This window comes from Allobosea sp. FG18, from assembly GCF_057809495.1.
In genome coordinates this window covers 233644-255664 of the sequence record NZ_JBMDKB010000003.1, presented here as the reverse complement: position 1 = coordinate 255664, position 22021 = coordinate 233644, and the positions used below count along the sequence as shown (strand labels likewise).

17 protein-coding genes are annotated in these 22021 nt (G+C 67.4%); 3 read left to right on the top strand and 14 right to left on the bottom strand.

What is annotated here, in order from left to right; all coding sequences use genetic code 11:
* Window positions 1-2: 2 nt before the first annotated feature.
* Window positions 3-2168, bottom strand: a complete 2166-nt coding sequence (ligA, locus tag ACODTJ_RS05295; RefSeq protein ID WP_454656162.1) for an NAD-dependent DNA ligase LigA — start codon at window positions 2166-2168, stop codon at window positions 3-5.
* A gap of 381 nt (window positions 2169-2549) precedes the next feature.
* Between ligA and ACODTJ_RS05290 the strand changes: the two genes are divergently transcribed.
* Window positions 2550-3341 carry a DUF2189 domain-containing protein gene (locus ACODTJ_RS05290; RefSeq protein ID WP_454656161.1) on the top strand — a complete coding sequence of 264 codons (792 nt, stop codon included), beginning with the start codon at window positions 2550-2552 and terminating at the stop codon, window positions 3339-3341.
* Window positions 3342-3752: 411 nt separating this feature from the next.
* Here the strand turns inward: ACODTJ_RS05290 and ACODTJ_RS05285 are convergent, their stop codons facing one another.
* A complete protein-coding gene (locus ACODTJ_RS05285) occupies window positions 3753-5771 on the bottom strand; it encodes a DEAD/DEAH box helicase (RefSeq protein ID WP_454656160.1) in 2019 nt (672 codons plus the stop codon).
* Window positions 5772-6133: 362 nt separating this feature from the next.
* Between ACODTJ_RS05285 and aidB the strand changes: the two genes are divergently transcribed.
* Window positions 6134-6955, top strand: coding sequence for an AidB family quorum-quenching N-acyl homoserine lactonase (gene aidB, locus ACODTJ_RS05280; RefSeq protein ID WP_454656159.1), 822 nt, complete (start codon window positions 6134-6136; stop codon window positions 6953-6955).
* 6 nt (window positions 6956-6961) lie between these two features.
* Here the strand turns inward: aidB and recN are convergent, their stop codons facing one another.
* From recN to ACODTJ_RS05240, 8 genes are all read right to left on the bottom strand, one after another.
* Complete coding sequence (recN, locus tag ACODTJ_RS05275; protein ID WP_454656158.1) at window positions 6962-8644, bottom strand: DNA repair protein RecN; 1683 nt, start codon at window positions 8642-8644, stop codon at window positions 6962-6964.
* A gap of 72 nt (window positions 8645-8716) precedes the next feature.
* On the bottom strand, window positions 8717-9634 hold the full coding sequence (locus ACODTJ_RS05270) for an outer membrane protein assembly factor BamD (protein ID WP_488847786.1): 918 nt from the start codon (window positions 9632-9634) through the stop codon (window positions 8717-8719).
* A gap of 171 nt (window positions 9635-9805) precedes the next feature.
* The gene (lpxC, locus tag ACODTJ_RS05265) at window positions 9806-10753 is read right to left on the bottom strand and encodes a UDP-3-O-acyl-N-acetylglucosamine deacetylase (RefSeq protein WP_454656156.1); all 948 of its coding nucleotides are present in this window, start codon (window positions 10751-10753) and stop codon (window positions 9806-9808) included.
* A gap of 309 nt (window positions 10754-11062) precedes the next feature.
* Window positions 11063-12769, bottom strand: coding sequence for a cell division protein FtsZ (ftsZ, locus tag ACODTJ_RS05260; protein ID WP_454656155.1), 1707 nt, complete (start codon window positions 12767-12769; stop codon window positions 11063-11065).
* 126 nt (window positions 12770-12895) lie between these two features.
* Window positions 12896-14227, bottom strand: a complete 1332-nt coding sequence (gene ftsA / locus ACODTJ_RS05255) for a cell division protein FtsA (protein ID WP_454656154.1) — start codon at window positions 14225-14227, stop codon at window positions 12896-12898.
* Window positions 14224-15186, bottom strand: coding sequence for a cell division protein FtsQ/DivIB (locus ACODTJ_RS05250; RefSeq protein WP_454656153.1), 963 nt, complete (start codon window positions 15184-15186; stop codon window positions 14224-14226). The genes ftsA and ACODTJ_RS05250 overlap by 4 nt, the downstream gene beginning before the upstream one ends.
* A 5-nt stretch (window positions 15187-15191) precedes the next feature.
* On the bottom strand, window positions 15192-16106 hold the full coding sequence (locus tag ACODTJ_RS05245; protein ID WP_454656152.1) for a D-alanine--D-alanine ligase: 915 nt from the start codon (window positions 16104-16106) through the stop codon (window positions 15192-15194).
* Window positions 16107-16331: 225 nt separating this feature from the next.
* A complete protein-coding gene (locus ACODTJ_RS05240) occupies window positions 16332-16829 on the bottom strand; it encodes a MarR family winged helix-turn-helix transcriptional regulator (protein WP_454656151.1) in 498 nt (165 codons plus the stop codon).
* A 118-nt stretch (window positions 16830-16947) separates the two neighbouring features.
* Here ACODTJ_RS05240 and ACODTJ_RS05235 point away from each other — a divergent pair, with 118 nt between their 5' ends.
* Window positions 16948-17835, top strand: coding sequence for an EamA family transporter (locus ACODTJ_RS05235; RefSeq protein WP_454656150.1), 888 nt, complete (start codon window positions 16948-16950; stop codon window positions 17833-17835).
* Here the strand turns inward: ACODTJ_RS05235 and murB are convergent.
* The 4 genes from murB to murG form a co-directional block, all read right to left on the bottom strand.
* Complete coding sequence (gene murB / locus ACODTJ_RS05230; protein ID WP_454656149.1) at window positions 17810-18736, bottom strand: UDP-N-acetylmuramate dehydrogenase; 927 nt, start codon at window positions 18734-18736, stop codon at window positions 17810-17812. The genes ACODTJ_RS05235 and murB overlap by 26 nt on opposite strands.
* Window positions 18737-18746: 10 nt before the next feature.
* Window positions 18747-19181 (bottom strand): endonuclease domain-containing protein, encoded by a 435-nt coding sequence (locus tag ACODTJ_RS05225; protein ID WP_454656148.1) that lies wholly within the window; start codon window positions 19179-19181, stop codon window positions 18747-18749.
* Window positions 19182-19329: 148 nt separating this feature from the next.
* Entirely contained in the window at window positions 19330-20736 is a 1407-nt protein-coding gene (gene murC / locus ACODTJ_RS05220; RefSeq protein WP_257734478.1) for a UDP-N-acetylmuramate--L-alanine ligase, read from the bottom strand.
* Between the two features lie 185 nt (window positions 20737-20921).
* Window positions 20922-22019 carry an undecaprenyldiphospho-muramoylpentapeptide beta-N-acetylglucosaminyltransferase gene (gene murG, locus ACODTJ_RS05215; RefSeq protein ID WP_454656147.1) on the bottom strand — a complete coding sequence of 366 codons (1098 nt, stop codon included), beginning with the start codon at window positions 22017-22019 and terminating at the stop codon, window positions 20922-20924.
* Between the last annotated feature and the right edge of the window lie 2 nt (window positions 22020-22021).

Genomic DNA, 22021 nt, shown 5'->3' with positions numbered 1-22021 from the left:
CCTCAGCCGCCGACTAGATCGAACCAGCCGGCCTCGTCGATCACCTCGACGCCGTGCTTGGCGGCATCCTTGAGCTTCGACCCCGCCCCCGGCCCGGCGACGAGCAGATCCGTCTTCGACGAGACCGAGCCCGCGACCTTGGCGCCGAGCCGCTCGGCCATCGCCTTCGCCTCATCGCGCGTCATCCGTTCCAGCGCGCCGGTGAAGACCACGATCCTGCCGGCGACGGGACTGGCCGAGGCCACCGCTTCCAGCGGCTGCGGCGAGACCTGCGCCAGCAGCCGGTCGAGCAGTTCCTCGTTATGCGGCTCGCCGAAGAATTCGACGAGAGCCTCGACCACGGTCGGGCCGACGCTGTCGATGGCGCCGAGTTCCTGTCGCTCCGGCGAGGCCTCGTCGGCGGCGGCGATACCGGCCGCCCGCAGCGCCTCGAACGAACCATAGTGCCGCGCCAGCAGACGCGCCGTCGTCTCGCCGATATGGCGGATGCCGAGGCCGAAGATGAAGCGGTTGAGCGGCGGACTACGCCGGTCCTCGATCGCGTCGAAGAGCTTCTTGGCGCTGACGGCGCCGAAGCCTTCCTTGTCCTTGAGCTTCTTCAGGTTCGCCGCATCGCGCGTGGCCAGCGTGAAGATATCCGCCGGCTCCCTGACGGGAAGCTCGGGATCGGCATGGAAGAACTCGATCTGCTTGTCGCCGAGCCCGTCGATATCCAGCGCATCGCGCGAGACGAAATGCTTCAGCCGCTCGACCGCCTGCGCCGGGCAGATCAGCCCGCCGGTACAGCGGCGGATCGCGTCCTCCTTGCCGCTGCGGGGATTGAGCTCGCGCGTCGCGTGGCTGCCGCAGGCCGGGCAGAGCGTCGGGAACTCGTAGGGCTTCGAATCCGCCGGCCGCTTGGCGAGATCGACCGCCTCGACGCGCGGGATCACATCACCCGCCCGCTTCACCGTCACCGTGTCGCCGATGCGGATATCGGTGCCGTCGCGGATCGGCAGGCCCTTGGAATCGAAGCCGCGGATATAGTCCTCGTTATGCAGCGTCGCATTGGTGACGACGACGCCGCCGACCGTGACCGGCTTCAAACGCGCGACCGGTGAGAGCGCACCCGTGCGGCCGACCTGGATGTCGATCGCCTCCAGCACGGTGGTCGCCAGCTCGGCCGGGAATTTATGCGCGATCGCCCAGCGCGGCGCCCGCGAGACGAAGCCGAGCCTGCCTTGCAGCGCGAGATCGTCGACCTTGTAGACCACGCCGTCGATATCGTAGCCGAGCGTCGCGCGCTGGCTCTCGATCAGCCGGTACTGCGCGATCAGTTCCGCGACGCTCTCGCAGCGCTTCATCAGCGGGTTGGTGCGGAAGCCCCAGCGCTGGAATGTCTCGACCACGCCGAACTGCGTCGGCGCCGGCAGCTCCGGCATCTCGCCCCAAGCATAGGCGAAGAAACGCAAGGGTCGCGCGGCGGTGACGCTGACATCGAGCTGGCGCAGCGAGCCCGCCGCCGCATTACGCGGATTGGCGAATTCCGGCAGCCCCTTCTCGCGCTGGCGCTCATTGATGGCCGCGAAATCGGCATGGCCGAGATAAACTTCGCCGCGCACCTCGGCGATCTCAGGCACATCCGGCCCTGCCAGCGTGCCGGGAATTTCGGAAATGGTGCGGGCATTGAGCGTGACGTCCTCGCCCTCCTCGCCATCGCCGCGCGTCGCGGCCGCAACCAGCTCGCCCTTCTCGTAGCGCAAGGACAGCGAGAGCCCGTCGATCTTGGGCTCGGCGGTGAAGGCGATACCGTCTTCCTCCTTGCGGCCGAGAAAGCGGTAGACGCGCCCCACGAACTCGGCGACCGCCTCGTCGGAGAAGGCATTGTCGAGCGAGAGCATCGGCACGCGATGGCGGATCTTGGCGAACTTGCCTGACGGCCTGGCACCAACCTTGGCACTGACGTCGCTTTCCTGCTTCAGCGCCGGAAAGGCCTCCTCCAGCGCAACGAGCCGGCGACGCTTCGCGTCATAGGCCGCGTCGTCCATGATCGGCTGGTCGTCCTGGAAATAGGCATCGTTCGCGGCCTGAACTTCGGCAGCCAGCAACTTGTGCTCGGCCTTCGCCTTGCGCGGCGTCAGCTCCGCGATCGGCGTTTCGGAGGGGGCGGAATCTGCGGCGTCGCTCATGGCAAACCATTAGGCGAGATGATCGTGACGAGAAAGGGCAGGAACCGACGCCCTCGCGCCGCTGCTCCCAAAGCCTCACCCCACCAAAAGAACGCGGGTCATCCCGGGCGACCGCAGGGAGACCCGGGATCCATTCCGGAGCATGTCTCGGTGGAGTTCCGGAATGGATCCCGGATCTCCGCTTCGCTCCGTCCGGGATGACCTCGCATGAGGAAATCGGAGGGCGGCTTCTCACATCCGCGCGAAGGCCTTGCGACAAACCGGGCTTTCGCGCGTATAGTTCGGGAACTGGGAATTGGAAGCTCGACGCCGCCGGCCGTTGACGCCAAGGATCATGTCGACAGCCATAGGGCGAACCGGGCCGGAACCGGGAGACACGCCATGGCCAATCTCGACGGCACAGTTCATGACATTGCCGCCCTCTCGCAGCCGCGCGTCAGGACCATCACGACACGGGACCTGACCGAGGCGCTGCTGCGCGGCTGGGAGGATTTCAAGGCGCAGCCGAGCCACCTCGTCTTCATCGCCCTGATCTACCCCATCGCCGGCATCCTGCTGGCGCAGCTCACCGTGAGCTACAATATCTTCCCCCTGCTCTTCCCGCTGCTCTCGGGCTTCGCCCTGCTCGGCCCCTTCGCCGCGATCGGGCTCTACGAGATCAGCCGCCGACGCGAGAAGGGCATGGACTCGTCCTGGCTCCACGCCTTCGCCGTGCTGCGCTCGCGCTCGATCGGACAGATCGCCCTGCTCGGCGGAATGCTGACCGGGCTCTTCCTGGCCTGGCTGTTCAGCGCCTGGTTCCTCTATCGCGGCATCCTCGGCCTGCCGGCCGATGTCTCGACCACCGACTTCCTGCGTGCCGTGTTCACGACCGCGGACGGCTGGACCATGATCGTGATCGGCAATGCGATCGGCCTGCTGATGGCGATCCTCGCCTTCTCGATCTCGGTCGTATCCTTCCCGCTGATCATCGACCGGCATGTCGATGCGCCGACAGCGATCCGCACCTCGGTCGCCGCCGTCGAGACCAATCCGCGTGTGATGATGATCTGGGGCCTGATGGTGACCGGATTGCTGGTGCTCGGCTGCCTGCCGATGCTGGTCGGTCTGACCGTGGTCATGCCGGTGCTCGGCCATGCCTCCTGGCATCTCTATCGCAAGGTCGTCGGCTGAGAGTACAACCGTCATTCTCGGGCGAAGCAGAGCTTCGAACCCGAAGAATCTCATGACGAGAAGATGCGGGTTTCCGGGATGCCCCGGGGCTCAAGCTCGAGCATGACGCCGCGCCTGCATCCCGGCTCCCACCGGGAACCTTGGCCCTCAAGCCGGGTTCACCTCCTGCCAGATCGGGCCGCAAGGCTCCATTCAGCCAGGGGGTTTTTCATGAACAACATCATTTATCTGGTCGGCCTCGTCGTGGTCGTGCTCGCAATCCTGTCCTTCCTCGGCTTGCGTTGAGGACGGAAATCGGGCGAACGTCCACCCGCAGGCGGCAACGCTCGAAGCGCGCATTCTTCAAAGAAAAAAACGCCGATCTCCCGAGCTTGACCCGGGAAATCGGCGCTTTTGTGTAAAGCTGAAGCCTCAGCCGCGAGGACCACCGCGCGGCTTGCCCTTGCCGAAGGGCTTGCCACCAGCCGGGCGCCCGCCTTCAGGCTTGCCGGCGAAAGGCTTGCCCTTCCCGGCAAACGGCTTCTTGAAACCACCAGGCTTGCCGTCATCGCGGCGCGGCGGGCGCGCGTCGTCGCGCGGGGGCCTGCTGTCGGCGCGATAGGGCTGGCGGTCATCGCCCCGCGGCGCGCGTTGATTCGCGTCCCGTGGCTCGAATCGCGGCCGCTGCGGCCTGTCATCGGCAGCCTGATCGTCACCCCAGCTCCGGCGCGGCGCGGCGGGGCGTTCGGCCTTGTCCGAGAAGGACTTGGCCGGGCGGCGCTCGGCCTCGGTCGTCGGCTCGATCACGATCTTGTCGCGATCCGGGATCCGGACCGAATCGTAGAAGCGGTCGGCGACATCGGCGTCGATCTCGACCTTGGTCTCGCGGTCGAAGATACGGATCGCGCCGACCTCGTCGCGCGTGATCCGCCCACGGCGGCACAGCATCGGCAAGAGCTGGCGCGGATCGGCGCCCTGCTTGCGGCCGATATCGAGGCGGAACCAGACGGTGTCGCCACGCGGGCCGGCCGGCTTGCGCGGACGCTCGCCATCCTCGCCCTCGTCGCGTCTGGCACCGAACGGGCGCTTGGCGGCGTAATCCTCGTTGGTGCGGGCCGGGCGGCGCTCATCGCGGCCGAAGCCGGGATCGCCAACCTCTTCCGCCGCCGGCAGGCGGGCGCGATAGAGCCGCACCAGCGCAGCGGCAATGTCGCGCGCCTCGCGGCCTGCCATCAGCGCCTCGATCATGCCGGCATCGTCCTCGGAGCCGTCGCCGTTGAGCAGCGGATCGGAAAGCAGGCGCTCCTGGTCGAGAACGCGGATCTCTTCCTCCGTCGGCGGGCCGATCCACTCGGCCTCGACCTTGGCTTCCATCAGCAGGCGCTCGGCCTTGCGGCGGCGCGACTGCGGCACCAGCAGGACGCTCGTGCCCTTGTTGCCGGCGCGACCGGTGCGGCCCGAGCGATGCTGCATCACCTCGGAATCGTTCGGCAGCTCGGCATGGATGACGAGGTCGAGCCCCGGCAGGTCGATGCCGCGCGCGGCGACGTCGGTCGCGACGCAGACCCGCGCCCGGCCGTCGCGCAGCGCCTGCAGCGCAGCGTTGCGCTCGTTCTGGCCGAGTTCGCCCGACAGCGCGACGGAGGTGAAGCCGCGCTCCAGCAGGATTGCCTCGAGATGACGCACGGCATTGCGGGTGTTGCAGAAGACCAGCGCCACCGGCGCATTGTGGAAGCGCAGCAGGTTGACGACAGCGAGCTCGGCTTCCTTCGGGAAGACGCGCACTGCCTTGTAGGCGATATCGGCATGGCCGCGCCGGGTCGCTTCCACCTCGATGCGCAGCGCATCGCGCTGGTAGCTCTGGGCGAGCTGCACGATCGCCTTCGGGAAGGTCGCCGAGAACAGCAGGCTGCGGCGGCTCTCGGGCGCCGTCTTCAGAATGTATTCGAGATCGTCGCGGAAGCCGAGATCGAGCATCTCGTCGGCCTCGTCGAGGACGACGGCCTTCAGCGCGGAGACATCGAGGCGGCGGCGCTCGATATGGTCGCGCAGGCGGCCGGGCGTGCCGACCACGATATGCGCGCCCTCGTCGAGCAGCATCGCCTCGCGGCGCGGGTCCATGCCGCCGACGCAGGAGATCACGCGCGCGCCGGTCTGGGCATAGAGCCAGGCAAGCTCGCGCTGCACCTGCAGGGCCAGTTCGCGCGTCGGCGCGATGATCAGGGCCAGCGGCTCGGCCGCGGGGCCGAGCTTCTCGGCGGTGCCCAGCAAGGTCTCGCCGATAGCGAGGCCATAAGCGATGGTCTTGCCGGAACCGGTCTGCGAGGAGACCAGCAGGTCGCGCCCGCGGGCGGCATCCTCGATGACGGCGCTCTGCACCGGCGTCGGGTCGGAATAATTGCGATCGGCGAGCGCGCGCGCGAGCGGCGGGCTCGTGAGAGAAAAGGACATGCGATAACGGCCTAAAGGTTTGCGGCGTAAGACAAATGAACGGCGCGAAGCGTGGCGATGGGTTCAGGCGGTATTCGGTAATCGGACCGAAAAGTGAGACTCACTTTTCAGAAAATCCGATGCCAAAACAAATAATTAGATCGCCCCCAAGAGGCGTCCAGCAGGACGCATGGCGATCTAACGGGCAGCTGCACCATCGGATGACAGCGGCTCATAAAGCAAAGCGATACAAAAGGAAATGCGGCATTCCCGCGCCCCGCGCAGGGCTGAGCCGGGCCGGACGCGCCTTGCCGGCAAGGTAGCGGCCCGACTAGCTTCCCGACCTCACCCGATGCTCGCGACGCCAAAGCGGAGAACAGCCCATGGTCCAGCACGCCCGCCGCATCGGCGCCTACGAGGTTTCCATCCTGCATGACGGCGTCTTCGAGGCACCGCTCGATGTACTGATCCATGCCGATGGCGAGGCCGCCCGCGACGAAGCTGTCGCGCGCTGGGGCAAGCCGAAGGTCAGCATCACTGTGAACTGCTTTGCCCTGAAGGGCCCGGACGGCATCACCCTGATCGATGCCGGCACCGGCCCGTCTTGGGGCGCCGCAATGGGCCATGCCCCGGCCTCGATGGCGGCTGCAGGCATCGCGCCCAAAGACGTCGCCCACGTCCTGATCACGCATCTCCACGGCGATCACGCGCTCGGCCTGTTCGGCGGCGACAAGTCCTTTTTCCCGAATGCGGAAATCACCGTGCCCGAGGCCGATTTCGGCTTCTACGGCGATGAGGCCAATCGCGCGCGCACACCGGAGAGGAAGCAGGGAGCCTTCGCCATCACAGCAACGCTGAAGAAGCTCTATGCCGGCCGTATCCGCGCTGTTCCCGCGGGCGAGGCCCATCCGGGCATCACACTGATCCCCCTGCCGGGCCACACGTTCGGCCATAGCGGCTATCTGATCGAGGGCGAAGGCGAGAGCCTGCTGCTTTGGGGCGATGCGCTGCATCTTTCCGATCTGCAGGCCTCCGACCCGGATATCGGCTTCGTCTATGATTTCGACGCCGCGACCGCGCTCGCCTCCCGCCGTGGCATCCTGGAGCGCGCCGCGCACGAGAACTGGCTCGTCTCCGGCGGCCATGTCGAGGGCTTCAGGCGGGTTGCGAAGACGGGCGCGGGCTACGAACTGGTCGCGGCCTGACGGCAATCAGCCGCGCAAGCCCGCCGCCTGCAACAGGCGCCCGGCCGCCGCGCGCGCTTCCTCGGTGATTGAGGCACCCGCCAGCATCCGCGCGATCTCCTCGCGCCGCGCCTGGTCCTCCAGCGCCGTGACCCGCGTCACGGTGCGGGAAGCCTCACCCTCCCCCGCCGATTTGGCGATCAGGAAATGCTGCCCGGCCTTGGCCGCGACCTGCGGCGCATGCGTCACCGAGATCACCTGCACCTGGCCCGCAAGCCGCGCCAGCCGCTCGCCGATCGCGTCGGCCACCGCCCCGCCGACACCGGTGTCGATCTCGTCGAAGACCAGCGTCGGGGCCGAACCACGCTCGGCCAGCACGACCTTGAGCGCCAGCATGAAGCGCGAGAGCTCGCCGCCCGATGCGACCTTCATCATGGGTCCCGGCCGCGTGCCGGGATTGGTCTCGACCCAGAACTCGACCTTGTCGAACCCCTCAGGTCCGCGCGCCGCCGCGTCGCTCTCGATCCGGGTAATGAAACGCGCCCGCTCCAGCTTGAGCGGCGGCAACTCGGCCTTCACCGCCGCATCGAGCCGCGCCGCAGCCGCCTGCCGCGCCTCGGACAAGGCCTGCGCCAGGCCGACAAAGGCCGTTTCGGCCTCGCCGAGTTCCGCCTCAAGCCGCGACAGCGACGATTCGCTCTCGTCCAGCGCAGCAAGATCGCTCGCCATCGTCGCCGCCAGAACCGACAGGCCATCGACCGGCACATCGTATTTGCGACCGGCAGCCCTGAGCGCGAACAAGCGTTCCTCGATGCGCTCCTGCTCGCGCGGATCGTATTCGGCCGCGCGGGTCGCGGCGGCGAGCGCCTCGCCGGCTTCCTCCAGCGCCACGATCGCGGTGTTGAGCGCAGCGATCGAGGGATCGACCAGCTCCGGCGCCTGGCTCGCCCGGCGCTCCAACCGGCGCAGCACGGCAGCGAGCGTCGGAATGGCAGAAGATTGCCCGCCGACCGCCTCATAGGATTCGTTCAGGTCGCGCGCGACCTTCTCGGCCTGCATCATGCCTTGGCGGGTGGCAGCCAGCGCATCCTCCTCGCCGGCCTGTGGTGCGAGCTTGCCGAGTTCTTCCACGGCATGGCGCAGGAAATCCGCTTCCTTGCGCGCGGCTTCCACACGCAGGCGCTGCGATTGCAGGGCCTGTCGCGCCCGCTTCAGCGTCTCGCTCGCCCCGGCAACCGCCTCGGCCTGCGCTTCCAGCCCGCCGAATCCGTCGAGAATGGTGCGATGCTGACCCGGATCGGTCAGGGCGCGGTCGTCATGCTGGCCGTGGATCTCGACGATCGCGGCGCCGACCATCCTGAGGATTTGCACCGAGACCGGCTGGTCGTTGATGAAGGCGCGGGTGCGTCCATCGGCATATTGCACGCGGCGCAGGATGAGATCGCCGTCGGTATCGATCTCCTGCGCCTGCGCGAGCTTGCGGGCCGGATGGGTCATCGGCAGGTCGAACACGGCGCTGACCTGGCCCTGCGCCTCGCCATGGCGCACGAGCGAGCCGTCGCCGCGCCCGCCGAGCGCCAGCGCGAAGCCGTCGAGCAGGATCGACTTGCCCGCGCCGGTCTCGCCGGTGAGCACGCTCAGCCCCTCATGGAAGCCGAGATCGAGCCGGTCGATCAGGACGATGTCGCGAATCGAGAGCTGCGCCAGCATCGGCGCTCAACCCCGTTTTCGGATCTGGCAGGATCGCCCGTGGCCCGTCATGACAAGGGGCGTCCTATCCCGTCAGAAGCGGTTGATCCCGATGATGCCGCCGACCGTGCGCGAGAAGCCCTGGAAGGCGCGGCTGATATAGGAACCACGATCCTCGCGCGGCTCCAGGCCGCCGCTCTGCAGCAGGGCATAGGAGTCCTTGTACCACGGGCTGTCCGGGAAATTGTGCCCGAGCACGGCCGCCGCCGTCTGCGCCTCGTTGGTGATGCCCATCGCCATATAGACCTCGGTCAGGCGCATCAGCGCCTCCTCGACATGGCGGGTGGTCTGGTACTTGATGATCACTTCGCGGAAGCGGTTCACAGCGCCGGTATAATTGCGCTTCTCAAGATAGTAGCGCCCGACATTCATCTCCTTGCCGGCGAGCTGGTCGCGCGCCACCAGGAGCTTCTCCTTGGCGTCGAGCACGTATTCCGACTTCGGATAGGTGGCGATGAGCTGCTCAAGAGCCTGGATCGCCTGGGCGGTCCGCTCCTGATCGCGGGTCGCGTCCGGGATCTGGTTATAATAGGACATCGCCAGGATGTACTGGGCGTAGGCCGCGTCCGGGCTCGCCGGGTTCTGGGCGATGAAGCGCTTGGAGGCGGTGATCGCCTCCTCCCATTTCGACGCCTGGAAATTGGTATAGGCCGTCATCAGCAGGCCCTTGCGGGCATAAGGCGAGAACGGCGAGGTCTTGTCGATGTCCTCGAACTTCTTCGAGGCGCCTTCGCTGTCGCCGTTCTGCAGGCGGGCGAGGCCTTCGTTATAGAGCTTGTCGGCCGGCGTCGGCGGCGTCAGGTCCGGCTTGTAGACCTCGGGCTTGTCGAAGGGGTTGAGCGAGGACAGGGTATCGCAGCCGCCGAGCAGCAAGGCGGCGCCCAGCGCAAGAGCGATGCCCCTACGCGGCGAAAGACCGCGATGGATTGCCGGAAGGCTTTGCCGCGTCACGCTCACGTCGTCCGTCCTCTTTCGATCGTCCCTGCTGGCGGGAAGCATGCCTTACCTCAGACGCTTCCCCCGCGCCACTGCCGAAAATCGGTTATGACGGGATTCCGCACGGATGCGGCATCTGGGACAAAAACCCGGCGAATGGAAGGCGGAGCAGCCTTGGCCCGCGTTTTAGTGCAGATCCGGCGCGAAGGCGGCCGGCGCGGCGGCAGCCATCTGCACGGCACGCGGCGCCGCGAAGACCGGCTGGGATTCGACGATCGCGAAATTCGCGCGGTCGGCAAACAGCGCCTGGAGAATCTGGACATTCATCCGGTGGCCGCCGCAATAGGAGCGGAACTCGCCGATGATCGGATAGCCGGCGAGCGCGAGATCGCCGATCGCGTCGAGCACCTTGTGGCGCACGAACTCGTCGCCATAGCGCAGGCCCTCGGGGTTGATCACCTTGTCCTCGCCGACGGCGACGGTGTTCTCGAGCGAGGCGCCCTGGGCGAAACCCGCCTTCCAGAGCTGCTCGACATCACGCATGAAGCCGAAGGTGCGGGCCTTCGAGATTTCGCTGGCATAGCCTTGCGCGTCGAGGTCGAAGATCTTGCGCTGGCGGCCGATCACGACGCTGTCGAAATCGATCTCGACATCGAGGCGGAAGCCATGCTCGGCCGGAGCGAGCTCGGCGAAGGCGCGGCCCTGCTCGATGCGGACCGGCTGAAGAACCTTGAGATAGCGGCGCGGCGCGGCGAGCGTGGTCATGCCGGTCGCCTCGATGGCGGCGACGAATTCGCGGGCGCTGCCGTCCATGATCGGCATTTCCGGCCCGTCGATCTCGACCAGCACGTTGTCGAGGCCCATGCCGGCGCAGGCCGACATCAGGTGCTCGATGGTCGAGACCGAGGCCGGGCCACGGTCGCCGATCACGGTGCAGAGTTCGGTGGCGCTGACCTTGGTGTGCTTGGCGTGGATGAGCTGGGGCGGCATGCCCTCGATGCCCGTCCGCAGGAAGACGACGCCGGAATTGACGCTGGAGGGCTTGAGGCAGATGCTGGCGGGAGCGCCGGAATGAACGCCGATGCCGGTCAGGGTCACGGCTGCCCGCAAGGTCGTCTGCCGATCAAAGGTCATTCGGTTATCCAATCCTGATCGCCGGGTTCAGCCTGCCCTCCGCCGAGGCGAAGGTGGCACGGTCCGGCGATGTCTATCCAAGGCCGGCACCGGAGAAGACCCGGCAACGCTGTCGTTCTGATGCGCCGCAAGATAAGCTTTTGAGGCCGCCTCTCAAAATCACGCTTTCTTTCGCTGTGTTACAGCGCCGTCCACGTGGATCGGATCATATAAAGCGCTGAAAGATAAACATTTTCTAACGACGAAAAACCCGCCGCGGCGGCGCCGCGGCGGGTCTTGTTACAGAGCCGTGAGAGGCTTTCAGTCCCGTCAGTTCGCCTGGCGGCGAAGGAAAGCGGGAATCTCGAGGTGGTCTTCCTCGCTGGAGCGAGTCGGCGCGGCGCGGCCATGCGGGTCGAGCTGGCCCTGCGCCGGACGCGAGGCCGGCTGCTGCACCGGGCGGCGCATGTACTCGGCATGGGCGGCGCTCGGCGCGGCCGCCTGCGGCATCGGTGCCTGCGGCATCTGGCGGACAGGCGCTGGGGCCGGAGCCATCTCGGCCTCCTCATCCTTGCGGCCGCCGAAACCGACCGAGGCGAGGCGCTGCATCAGCGACATGCGCTTCTGTTCGACGGCGCTCGGCGGCTGCGGCGCAGGCTGGGCGCCACGATGCGCGTTGAGCTGGGCCTGGCCGGGAGCCGGCAGGTCCTCGACGCGCGGCATGCGGGTCGGGCGAACCACGGCGCGCTCCGGCATCGGCGGGATGAAGCTCTCGTCGAAATGCAGGTGCGGCTCGGCATGGTGGACCGGCTCGGGCGCCGGGGGGGCGGCCATCACCGGGCGCGGCTGCACCGGCTCGATGCGGATGTCCTGCGCGACCTGGGCGATCGGAGCGGGCTCCGGCATCGGCGCGGGGGCGACGCGGGCCGTCTCGATCACGGGCGCCGGCGGGGCGACCGGACGGGCGGTGGCAACCGCGGCGTTGCTGCGCAGGCGGGCCTCGGCCTTCAGGCGCTCGGCGACCTGGGCGATGCGGGCCTCGGTGTCGTCGTTCTCGACCAGCGACGAGATCGGCTTGTCGATGCCGGTCGCGACGACCGAGACGCGCACGGTGCCTTCCAGCGATTCGTCGAAGGTGGCGCCGACGATGATGTTGGCCTCAGAATCGACCTCCTCGCGGATGCGGGTGGCGGCCTCGTCGACCTCATAGAGCTTCATGTCGCGCCCGCCGGTGATCGAGATCAGCAGGCCGCGCGCGCCCTTCATCGAGACGTCGTCGAGCAGCGGGTTGTTGATCGCGGCCTGGGCCGCGGTCAGCGCGCGCTTCTCGCCCTGGGCCTCGCCGGTGCCCATCATCGCCTTGCCCATGCCGCGCATCACGGCGCGCACGTCGGCGAAGTCGAGGTTGATGAGGCCGGGACGGACCATCAGGTCGGTGATGCAGGCGACGCCCGAATAGAGCACCTGGTCGGCCATGCCGAAGGCATCGGCGAAGCCGGTGGTCTCGTTGGCGACGCGGAACAGGTTCTGGTTCGGGATGACGATCAGGGTGTCGACCGCCTCGTTCAGCTCGCCGATGCCGGCTTCAGCCATGCGCATGCGGCGCTGGCCCTCGAACTGGAACGGCTTGGTGACCACGCCGACGGTCAGAATGCCCATGTCGCGGGCGACGCGGGCAATCGCGGGAGCAGCGCCCGTGCCGGTGCCGCCGCCCATGCCGGCGGTGATGAAGACCATGTGGGCGCCCGCCAGATGGTCACGGATCTCGTCGATGACCTCTTCGGCCGCCGCGCGGCCGACTTCCGGCTGCGAGCCGGCGCCGAGACCCTCGGTGACCTGCAGGCCCATCTGGACGATGCGGGAAGCGCGCGACAGGGCGAGAGCCTGCGCATCGGTGTTGGCGACGACGAAGTCGACACCGTCGAGGCCGGCCTCGATCATGTTGTTGACCGCATTGCCACCGGCGCCACCGACGCCGAACACCGTGATCCGGGGCTTCAGTTCCCGGATGTCCGGGGCTTGCAGATTCATCGCCATGGTTGCCTCTTTTGATCCCTTGTCCGGCGCCTGGCGGGAGCCGTCCCGATTGCTACGTTTGACGCCGTGGCCCGCCCTCAGGACGCGCCATACTCACTCAATTCTCGACCCCGGCTCGCGCCAGGATCAGAAACTGTCCTTCAGCCACCGCCCGACACGCGAGAAGTAGCCGTCCGTCCCCGTCATCAGAGGCCGCCCGCCGATGGCACGCGGCTCGAAATGCTCGACATGGGCGACCTGCGGATAGACCAGTAGGCCGACCGCCGCCGCGAAGGCGGGGCCCTTGCCGGCTTCCGGCAGGCCCTTGATCCCGAGCGGCCGGCCCGTGCGGACCTGGCCACCAAGGATGCGCCGCGCCACTTCCGGCAGGCCGGTGAGCTGGCAGGCGCCGCCGGTCAGGACGACGCGCCGCCCGGCCTGGGCCGAGAAGCCGGCATTGTTCAACCGGTCGCGCACCAGTTCGAGGATCTCCTCGACGCGCGGCTTGATGATCCTGACCAGATGCGACTTGGCGAGATGGTTCGGCATGTCGCGCTCGTCGTCGTCGACCTGCGGCACGGCGATCATGTCGCGCTCGTCGGAGGCGCTGGAGATGCAGGAGCCGTGCAGCGTCTTGAGGCGCTCGGCCGCCGAGACGCGGGTCGAGAGACCGCGCGCCACGTCCATGGTGATGTGGTTGCCGCCGACCGCGATTGCGTCGGCATGGACGAGATGCCCACTCGAGAACACGCCGAGCGAGGTCGAGCCGCCGCCGAGATCGACGAGGACGACGCCCATCTCCGATTCGTCGTCGACGAGGACAGAGAGGCCGGACGCATAGGGGGTCGCCACCACCGCCTCGACTTCGAGATGGCAGCGCTCGACCGCGAGCATGACGTTGCGCGCCGCCGCCGCCTCGCTGGCGACGACATGCATGTCGACGGAAAGCTTGCCGCCGATCAGCCCGCGCGGATCGAGAACGCCCGGCACACCGTCCAGCGCATAGCCGGTCGGCAGGGCATGAAGCACGGCCTTGCCGGGGCGCAGCGCATGGGTCGCGGCGGTCGCGAGCACGCGCTTCACGTCGCTATCGCCCACCGACCCGGAGCGCAGGTCGACGCTGGCCGCATAATGCTGCGAGCCGATACGCCCGCCGGTCAGGTTGACGATGACCGACTGCACCTCGACCTTGGCCATGCGCTCCGCTGCGTCCACGGCAGCACGAATGGCGCGTTCGGCGCTTTCGAGATCGACGATCGCGCCGCCCTTCAGGCCAAGCGAGCGCTGGTGGCCGATGCCGATGATGCGGGCGACATGGGTGCGCCCGCGCAGCCGCTCGTTGGTCTCGGCCGGGCTGAGCTCGGCGATCAGGCAGACGACCTTGCTGGTGCCGATGTCGAGAATCGACAAGGTCGCGCTCTTGCGCGACGACAGCGGACGCATGCGCGGCGTCAGGCCCTGGGAGGTGACGTGGTTCATGCTTCGCCTCCCTTCTTCTTCGTCTTGCTCTTGAGCTGGTCGGCGCGGGCTGCGGCCGCCTCCTCGGTGAGGCGCATCGTCACCCGGTCCGGCTGGCGCAAGTCGATGGCGAGCACGTCCTTTTCGAGAATGCGATAATCGCTCTCCAGCGACACGAGGCGCTGCACCGCGGCTTCCGGCTTGGTCTCGGGCAAGCGCACATCCATGCCGTTATCGAGTTTCAGGTTCCAGCGGCGCCCGGAGACGAGGGTCGCTGCGCGGATATGCTGGGCGAAGGCGCCGGCCTTGCTGCGGATCGCCAGATATTCGGCGGCGCGGTTATTGGCGTCCGCGCCGACGACCAGCGGCAGATAGGCGAAGCGGCCATCGTCCATCTTGTCGATCACCGTGCCGTCGGCCGCGATCACGAAGAGCTCGCCCTTCACCTGCCAGAGCGCATAGGGCTCCCGCTCGGTGAGCTGGATCGAGACCTCGCCCGGGTAGAGCTTGCGGACGGCGGCCTCGCGAATCAGCGGCGTGGCTTCCAGCTGCTTGCGAGCCTCGTCTGCGTCGAAGAACACTAGCGAGGTCTTCGGATCGATGCCGGCCGCGACCAGGACCTCCTGCTCGGACAGTCCCGAGAGGCCGGAGATGGTGACGCGGTCGATGCCGAAGCCGAGCGCCCGCGCGAACATGTGGCGCGGCTCGCCATAATTGTCCTGCATGGTCTGCCAGTGGCCGCCGAGCACGAAACCGCTGCCGAGGCTGAGCGTGAGGAAGCCGAGCGCCAGCCAGGTGCCGAGGCTCTGCGGCAGGCGCTGCGCCAACGGCACGGCGATCGCGCTGCGGCGCGAGCGGCGCATCCAGCGGCTCTGGCGCTGCTCACCCACCAGAAGCTGGGGGGCGGCAGGCGCCACCGGCAGCCGGGAGAGCGGCCGGGCAGGCGCGAATCGGGGCATGGCAACGGTCTTCGTCGTCATCGCTTTCACCGATCGAGGGAGGCGTCCTCCACCATCCATTTGACGAGCTCACCGAAATCCAGGCCCGCATGGGCAGCCAATTCGGGCACCAGGCTGGTTTCGGTCATCCCGGGCTGCGTATTGACCTCCAGCCAGACGAGCGTGTCGCTCTCGTCGTGGTAGCGGAAGTCAGATCGGCTGACGCCCCGGCATCCGATTGCTTGATGCGCCGTTAACGCACACTCTTCGATCTGCTGGTAAATTTTCGGTAAAATTTGAGCCGGACAGATGTGGATCGAGCCGCCTTTCGCGTACTTCGCGTCGTAGTCGTAAAACTCACCTGTTGCGGCTTGTATTTCGGTCACACCGAGGCTGCGGTCGCCCATCACGGCGCAGGTCAATTCGCGCCCCGCAATGAAGGTTTCAGCCAGCAGCATCTCGCCGCAGGGCCAGTCCGGGCGGGCGATTTCCTGTGGCGGGTGTTCCCTGCCCTTCTTCACGATGACGACGCCGACGGAGGAGCCCTCGTCGATCGGTTTCAGGACATAAGGCGGCGGCAGGACATGCTGCTTGGCGGCCGCGAATCGCGAGACATTGACGCCGTAAGCGACCGGCACGCCAGCCGCCTTCACCACGGTCTTCGCCCGGTCCTTGCGGATCGCCAGCGCCGAGGCCAGCACGCCGGAATGGCTGTAGGGAATGCGTAGGATCTCGAGCACGCCCTGGATCGTGCCGTCCTCGCCGAAGCGGCCATGCAGGGCATTGAAGGCGACGTCGGGCTTCAGCCTCGCCAGCACCTCGGCGATGTCGCGCTGCACGTCGACGCGGGTGACGCGATAGCCGACGCTCTCCAGCGCTCGCGCGCAAGCCGCGCCGCTGTTGAGGCTGACCTCCCGCTCGACGGACCAACCGCCCATCAGCACTGCAACATGTCTGGTCATCGACGCTTCGCTCCTGCGATGCGTCCAACCTCGTTAAACTTGGTTAACAGCGCGTTAACCATGACGAATCGAGTGCTTTGCGCCTTCAAGGAAACGCGTGTCATCCCGGCCGGAGCGAAGCGAAGAGCCGGGATCCATGCCTGAACCTTGATGAGCAGCGCTCCGGCATGGATCCCGGGTCAAGCCCGGGATGACCCGCGTGTTTCCCCGGGAAATCAACAGCCGCTAGCCGATCTTCGCGAGCAAGCGCCTCAGCTCCGCCCGCTCCTCTGCTGAAAGCGCGCTGACCAATCGCTCCTCGGTCGAGACATGGCTGGCGACGATTCGGTCGGCCAGCGCGAACCCGGCCTCGGTCAGCACGATGCGCAAGGCCCGACGATCGGCCGGATCGGGCTGCCGCTCGATCAGCCCGCCCTTCTGCAGGCGGTCGAGCCGGTTGGTCATCGCCGAGGTCGAGATCATCATGTCCTGCGCGAGTTCGGAGGGTGAGAGCGCCCGCCCCCTGCCCTGTCGCCGGAGCGTCAGCAGCACGTCGAAACCGGCGAGATCGAGCTCGTCACCCGCGAGATTGGCGGCGACACCATCGCGCACCCGGTCCGCCGCGCGCCAGAGATCACCGCAGACCGCCATCACGCTGGTGTCGAGATCGGGCCGTTCCCGCCGCCACTGCGCCAGGATCGAATCCATCGGTCCGCCCTGAACGCCGGCTCGCTCCTGACTCATTCCTGCTCCTTGCCAAGTAACTTCACGTCAGATAATTTGATATCGAATTATCTTGTATCAAATCAAAATAGCAGCCGTGCCGGGCAGAGCCAAGCACGACGCGCCATCGGAGGCCGAAATGCCACTGAACCCGACCTTGCTGACCACGATCCTCGTGCCCTGCATCTGGGGCACGACCTACATCATCTTCACCCAGACACTGCCGGTCGATCATCCGCTGCTCGTCGGCGCGCTCCGGGCGCTGCCGGCCGGCTTGCTGCTGATGGCGCTTGGCCCCGGCCTGCCGCCGCGCGACAAGCTCCTGCCGCTGGCGGCGCTCGGCCTCGCCAATATCGGCATCTTCTTCGCCCTGCTCTTCGTCAGCGCCGCGCGTCTGCCGGGCGGACTCGCCGCCACGGTCGGCTCGACCCAGCCCCTGATCGTCGGCCTGCTCGCCTGGCCCCTGCTCAACCGGCGCCCCGGCCGCGGGCAGATCGTGGCAGCGCTCGCCGGTCTCGTCGGCGTCGCCCTGCTGGTGCTCGATCCGCATGCCAAACCGGACGCCCTCGGCATCATCGCCGGTCTCGCGAGCGCCGCCTCGATGGCGACCGGCACCGTGCTGATCGAGCGCTGGGGCAAGATGGGCTCGCCGCTCGCGATCGCAGCCTGGCAACTCACCCTCGGCGGCCTGATCCTGCTGCCGGTCGCCCTGATCGTGGAAGGCTTGCCACCGGTCCCCACCGCCCTGAACGGGCTTGGATTCGCCTATCTCGTGCTCATCGGCACGGCCCTGACCTACTGGCTCTGGATCAGGGGTATCACGACGCTGGGCGCCGGCGTCGCCTTCCTCGGGCTGCTCAGCCCGACCATGGCGACGATTCTGGGCGCCCTGCTGCTGGGTGAATGGCTGAGCCCGCTGCAATTCCTGGGCATCGCGATCGTCTTGGGATCGACGATCGCCGGGATGATCCTGTCGCGCCGCCGCGCCTCGGCAGTCGCGGCTACGCCGCAACCCCGAGCCGCTTGATCTCCCACTGCAGCTCGAAGCCGGAGTTTTCCTTGACCCGGCGGCGAACCTCTTCGCCCAGCCCCTCGACATCGGCGGCCGTCGCGCCGCCGGTGTTAATCAGGAAGTTGCAGTGCATCTCCGAGACCTGCGCCCCACCGACGCGCAGGCCACGACAGCCGGCCGCATCGATCAGCTTCCAGGCTTTGCCACCCTCGGGGTTCTTGAAGGTCGAGCCGCCGGTACGCTCCTTGATCGGCTGGGCCGCCTCGCGCGCCTGCGTCACCCGGTCCATCTCGGCCTGGATTTCAGCCTGGTCGCCCGGCCGGCCCTGGAACAGGGCGGAGGTGAAGATGATGTCGCGGGTCGAGGCCGCGCTGTTGCGATAGGTGAAGCCCATCTCCGCATGGGAGAGCGTCACGATCTCGCCCTTGCGGGTGACGCCACGCGCCGAGACCAGCACGTCGGTGGTCTCGCCGCCATGGGCGCCGGCGTTCATGCGCAGCGCCCCGCCGATCGAGCCGGGAATGCCGCGATAGAAGGCCAGCCCGTCGAGCGAGGCATCGGCCGCGGCGCGGGCGACCTTCACGTCCGGCACGGCCGTGCCGGCACGCAGGCGGTCGCCGCTCTCTAGCGCGATCTCGCCGAAGGCCTTGCCGCCGAGCCGGATCACGACGCCGGGAATGCCGCCATCGCGCACGATCAGGTTGGAGCCGAGCCCGATCACCGTGACCGGAATCTCCTCGGGCAGCTTCGACAGCAGATAGGCGAGGTCCTCGTCATCGGCCGGCGTGAACAGAATCTGCGCCGGGCCGCCGACGCGGAACCAGGTCAGGCCCGAAAGCTCCTGATTGGCGAGAAGCCGGCCCCGCAGGTCGGGAGCCGAGGCGCGGATATCGGAAGAGAGGTCTGCGAAGGGCATGGCTCGGCGCTTACTCCTTCTCCCCTCGGGGGAGAAGGTGGCCCGGCGAAGCCGGGTCGGATGAGGGAAGTCCGGCGAGACCGAGAACACTCGCGACCTCACGCAGGACAAATTCGAAGTTTCCTAGCACGCGCTCATTGGGAAAGCGCAAGACCCGATAGCCTTCGCCTTTCAGGAAAGCCGTGCGGATAACGTCCCTGGTACGTGCCTCCAGACTTTCGTGCGTCTCGCCATCAAGTTCGATGACGAGCTTGTGCTCGAAGCAGCAGAAATCGGCGATGAACGGCCCGATCGCCATCTGGCGCTTGAACTTCAGCGCCATGAAGCGCCGATTGCGAACCGCTTGCCAGAACAAGGCTTCAGCCCGCGTCGGCTCGTCACGCTGGCCACGGGCAAAATCACGGGTCCGGGATGAGTTCTTGCGATGCAGGGCTGTGCCTTTCATCCAGCGGCTCTTCCTTCTCCCCTCGGGGAGGAGGGTGGCTGCGAAGCAGACGGATGAGGGCAGCCTCGGCTGCGTCTCACCCGGTCCTCCCTCATCCGACCCGGCTTCGCCGGGCCACCTTCTCCCCCGAGGGGAGAAGGAAACAAGCTTATCCCTTCAGCGCCGCCAGTTCACCCGGCAGCGCATAGGCCCATTGCGTGATGTTGCCGGCGCCCAAACAGACGACATAGTCGCCCGGCCCGGCCAGCTCCGCCACCATGCCGGCGAGCTTGTCGGAACTCTCCAGCGGCAGGGCATGGCGATGGCCGCGCGCCTTGATACCGGCGACCAGCGAATCGCGGTCGGCACCGGCGATCGGCGCCTCGCCGGCCGCATAGGTATCGGCCACGATCACCGTGTCGGCATCGTTGAAGCAGGCGGCAAAATCGTCGAACAGGCTCGACAGGCGCGTATAGCGATGCGGCTGCACGATCGCGATCACCTTGTTCTTGGTCGAGGCGCGGGCCGCCTTAAGCACGGCGGCGATCTCGACCGGATGGTGGCCGTAATCGTCGAAGATCAGCGCGCCGTTCCACTCGCCGGTCTTGGTGAAGCGGCGCTTGACGCCACCGAAGCCGGCCAGCGCCTCGCGGATGCGCTCGACCGGGATGCCCAGATCATAGGCGACCGCGATCGCAGCGGTCGCGTTGAGCGCGTTGTGATGACCGGGCATCGGCATCACGAGATCGCGGATCACCTCGTCGCGGCCGGTCTTGCGGTCGCGGATGAGGAGCGTGAACTTGGCCTGCCCACCGGAGAGATCGATGTCGATCAGCCGGAAATCGGCCTGCGGGTTCTCGCCATAGGTGACGACGCGGCGGTCGGTGATCTGGCCGACCAGCCCCTGCACCGTCGGATGGTCGATGCACATCACCGCGAAGCCGTAGAAGGGCAGGTTCTCGACGAAGGAGCGGAAGGCCGCCTTGATCGCGTCGAACGTGCCGAAATGATCGAGATGCTCGGGGTCGATATTGGTGACGATCGCCACGTCGGCCGGCAGCTTCAGGAAGGTGCCGTCGGATTCGTCGGCCTCGACCACCATCCAGTCGCTCTCGCCCATGCGGGCATTGGTGCCATAGGCGTTGATGATGCCGCCGTTGATCACGGTCGGGTCGAGCCCGCCCTTCTCCAGCAGGGTCGCGACCAGCGAGGTCGTGGTCGTCTTGCCATGGGTGCCGGCGATGGCGACGCAGCTCTTCAGGCGCATCAGCTCGGCCAGCATCTCGGCGCGGCGCACCACCGGCAGGCGCTTCTCGCGGGCAGCGAGCAGCTCCGGATTGTCGCGCTTGATCGCGGTCGAGACCACGACGACCTCGGCCTCGCCGAGATTCTCGGCCTTGTGGCCGACGAAGGTGGTGATGCCCTTGTCGGCGAGGCGCTTGACGTTGGCGCCGTCGGAGGCGTCCGAGCCCTGCACCTTGTAGCCGAGATTGTGCAGGACCTCGGCGATGCCGGACATGCCGATGCCGCCAATGCCGACGAAATGGATGGAGCCGAGCTTCGGCGGCAGCTTCATGATGTCACGTCCTTGGTCTTCAATAGTTTGCGTGGAAACACGCCGTCATCCCGGACAAGCGGCGAAGCCGCGCCGATCCGGGATCCATGCCGGAGCGCTTCCAACTGAGACTCAGGCATGGATCCCGGGTCTGCGCTACGCTTCGCCCGGGATGACCTGCCTGCATTATCCGATCCCATGCCGGTTTACCGCCCGGCGGTTTCGATCACGAGATCGGCGAGGCGGTCGGCGGCGTCGGGGATGCCGGCGCTCTTCGCGTTTGCCGCCATCGTCGTCAAGTGCGCGGGCTGCGCGATCAACTTCGACAATTCGGCGGCAAGATGGCGCGGCGTGAAGTCAGGCTGGAGGATGCGGATCGCCCCGCCCGCCCCTTCGAGGAAGGCCGCATTGGCCGCCTGGTCCTGGTCGAGCGAGCCCGGCAGCGGCACCAGCAAGGCCGGCCGCCCGATCACGGTGAGCTCCGCCACGGTCGAGGCGCCGGAGCGCGCGATGACGAGCTGCGCCGCCGCCATCTGCGCCGGCAGGTCCTTGAAAAAGGGCGCGATCGTCGCCTGGACGCCGAGCGTCTCGTAGGTGCCGCGCACGCGCTCGTCGTCCTCGGCGCGGGCCTGCTGGACAATGGTCAGACGTGCCCGCTCGGCATCGGTCAGGAGCTCAATCGCCGACGGCACGATATCGGCCATGATGCGCGCGCCCTGGCTGCCGCCGAAGACGAGGAGCCTGATCTTGCCTTCGCCCGGCCAGTCATAGTCCCGGCCTGAGGCCTCGATCACGGCCGGGCGGACGGGATTGCCGACATGCCGGCACTTGGCCTGTTGCGCCTCGGTGATCCCGCCGACCTTGGCGAAGCCGGTCGCGATCACGTCTGCCCGGCCGGCGAGGAAACGATTGGCGCGGCCGATCACGGCGTTCTGTTCGTGGATGAGCGTGCGAACTCCCGCAAGCGAGGCGCCGAGCACCGGCGGTACCGTCGGGTAGCCGCCGAAGCCGACGACGACGTCCGGCTTCAGCTGTCGGATGATCCGTCGCGCCGCGAAGGTGCCCTTGGCGATGGCGAACAGCGCCTTGGCCTTCTGCAAAGGCGAGCGGCCGGACGGCGTCGCCGCCGGCACCGCATGCACCGCCTCGGCCGGGAAATTCCCGGCGAACTCGGCGGCGCGCGTATCGGTCATCAGCACGACGCGCATGCCCTTGGCGTGCAGCGCGTGGCTCAGCGCCTCCGCCGGGAAGAGATGGCCGCCGGTTCCCCCGGCCGCCAGCATGATGAGCTTGCCTGTGGCCATCG

Bases quoted from the DNA above. Each gene is read 5' to 3' on its own strand.
- murC (WP_257734478.1), bottom strand. From the start codon at position 20,736: ATGAAGCTGCCGCCGAAGCTCGGCTCCATCCATTTCGTCGGCATTGGC.
- ACODTJ_RS05225 (WP_454656148.1), bottom strand. From the start codon at position 19,181: ATGAAAGGCACAGCCCTGCATCGCAAGAACTCATCCCGGACCCGTGAT.
- lpxC (WP_454656156.1), bottom strand. From the start codon at position 10,753: ATGACCTTTGATCGGCAGACGACCTTGCGGGCAGCCGTGACCCTGACC.
- ACODTJ_RS05290 (WP_454656161.1), top strand. From the start codon at position 2,550: ATGGCCAATCTCGACGGCACAGTTCATGACATTGCCGCCCTCTCGCAG.
- ACODTJ_RS05240 (WP_454656151.1), bottom strand. From the start codon at position 16,829: ATGAGTCAGGAGCGAGCCGGCGTTCAGGGCGGACCGATGGATTCGATC.
- murB (WP_454656149.1), bottom strand. From the start codon at position 18,736: ATGCCCTTCGCAGACCTCTCTTCCGATATCCGCGCCTCGGCTCCCGAC.
- ACODTJ_RS05245 (WP_454656152.1), bottom strand. From the start codon at position 16,106: ATGACCAGACATGTTGCAGTGCTGATGGGCGGTTGGTCCGTCGAGCGG.
- ACODTJ_RS05285 (WP_454656160.1), bottom strand. From the start codon at position 5,771: ATGTCCTTTTCTCTCACGAGCCCGCCGCTCGCGCGCGCGCTCGCCGAT.
- aidB (WP_454656159.1), top strand. From the start codon at position 6,134: ATGGTCCAGCACGCCCGCCGCATCGGCGCCTACGAGGTTTCCATCCTG.
- ftsA (WP_454656154.1), bottom strand. From the start codon at position 14,227: ATGAACCACGTCACCTCCCAGGGCCTGACGCCGCGCATGCGTCCGCTG.
- ligA (WP_454656162.1), bottom strand. From the start codon at position 2,168: ATGAGCGACGCCGCAGATTCCGCCCCCTCCGAAACGCCGATCGCGGAG.
- ACODTJ_RS05235 (WP_454656150.1), top strand. From the start codon at position 16,948: ATGCCACTGAACCCGACCTTGCTGACCACGATCCTCGTGCCCTGCATC.
- murG (WP_454656147.1), bottom strand. From the start codon at position 22,019: ATGGCCACAGGCAAGCTCATCATGCTGGCGGCCGGGGGAACCGGCGGC.
- ACODTJ_RS05250 (WP_454656153.1), bottom strand. From the start codon at position 15,186: ATGACGACGAAGACCGTTGCCATGCCCCGATTCGCGCCTGCCCGGCCG.
- recN (WP_454656158.1), bottom strand. From the start codon at position 8,644: ATGCTGGCGCAGCTCTCGATTCGCGACATCGTCCTGATCGACCGGCTC.
- ftsZ (WP_454656155.1), bottom strand. From the start codon at position 12,769: ATGGCGATGAATCTGCAAGCCCCGGACATCCGGGAACTGAAGCCCCGG.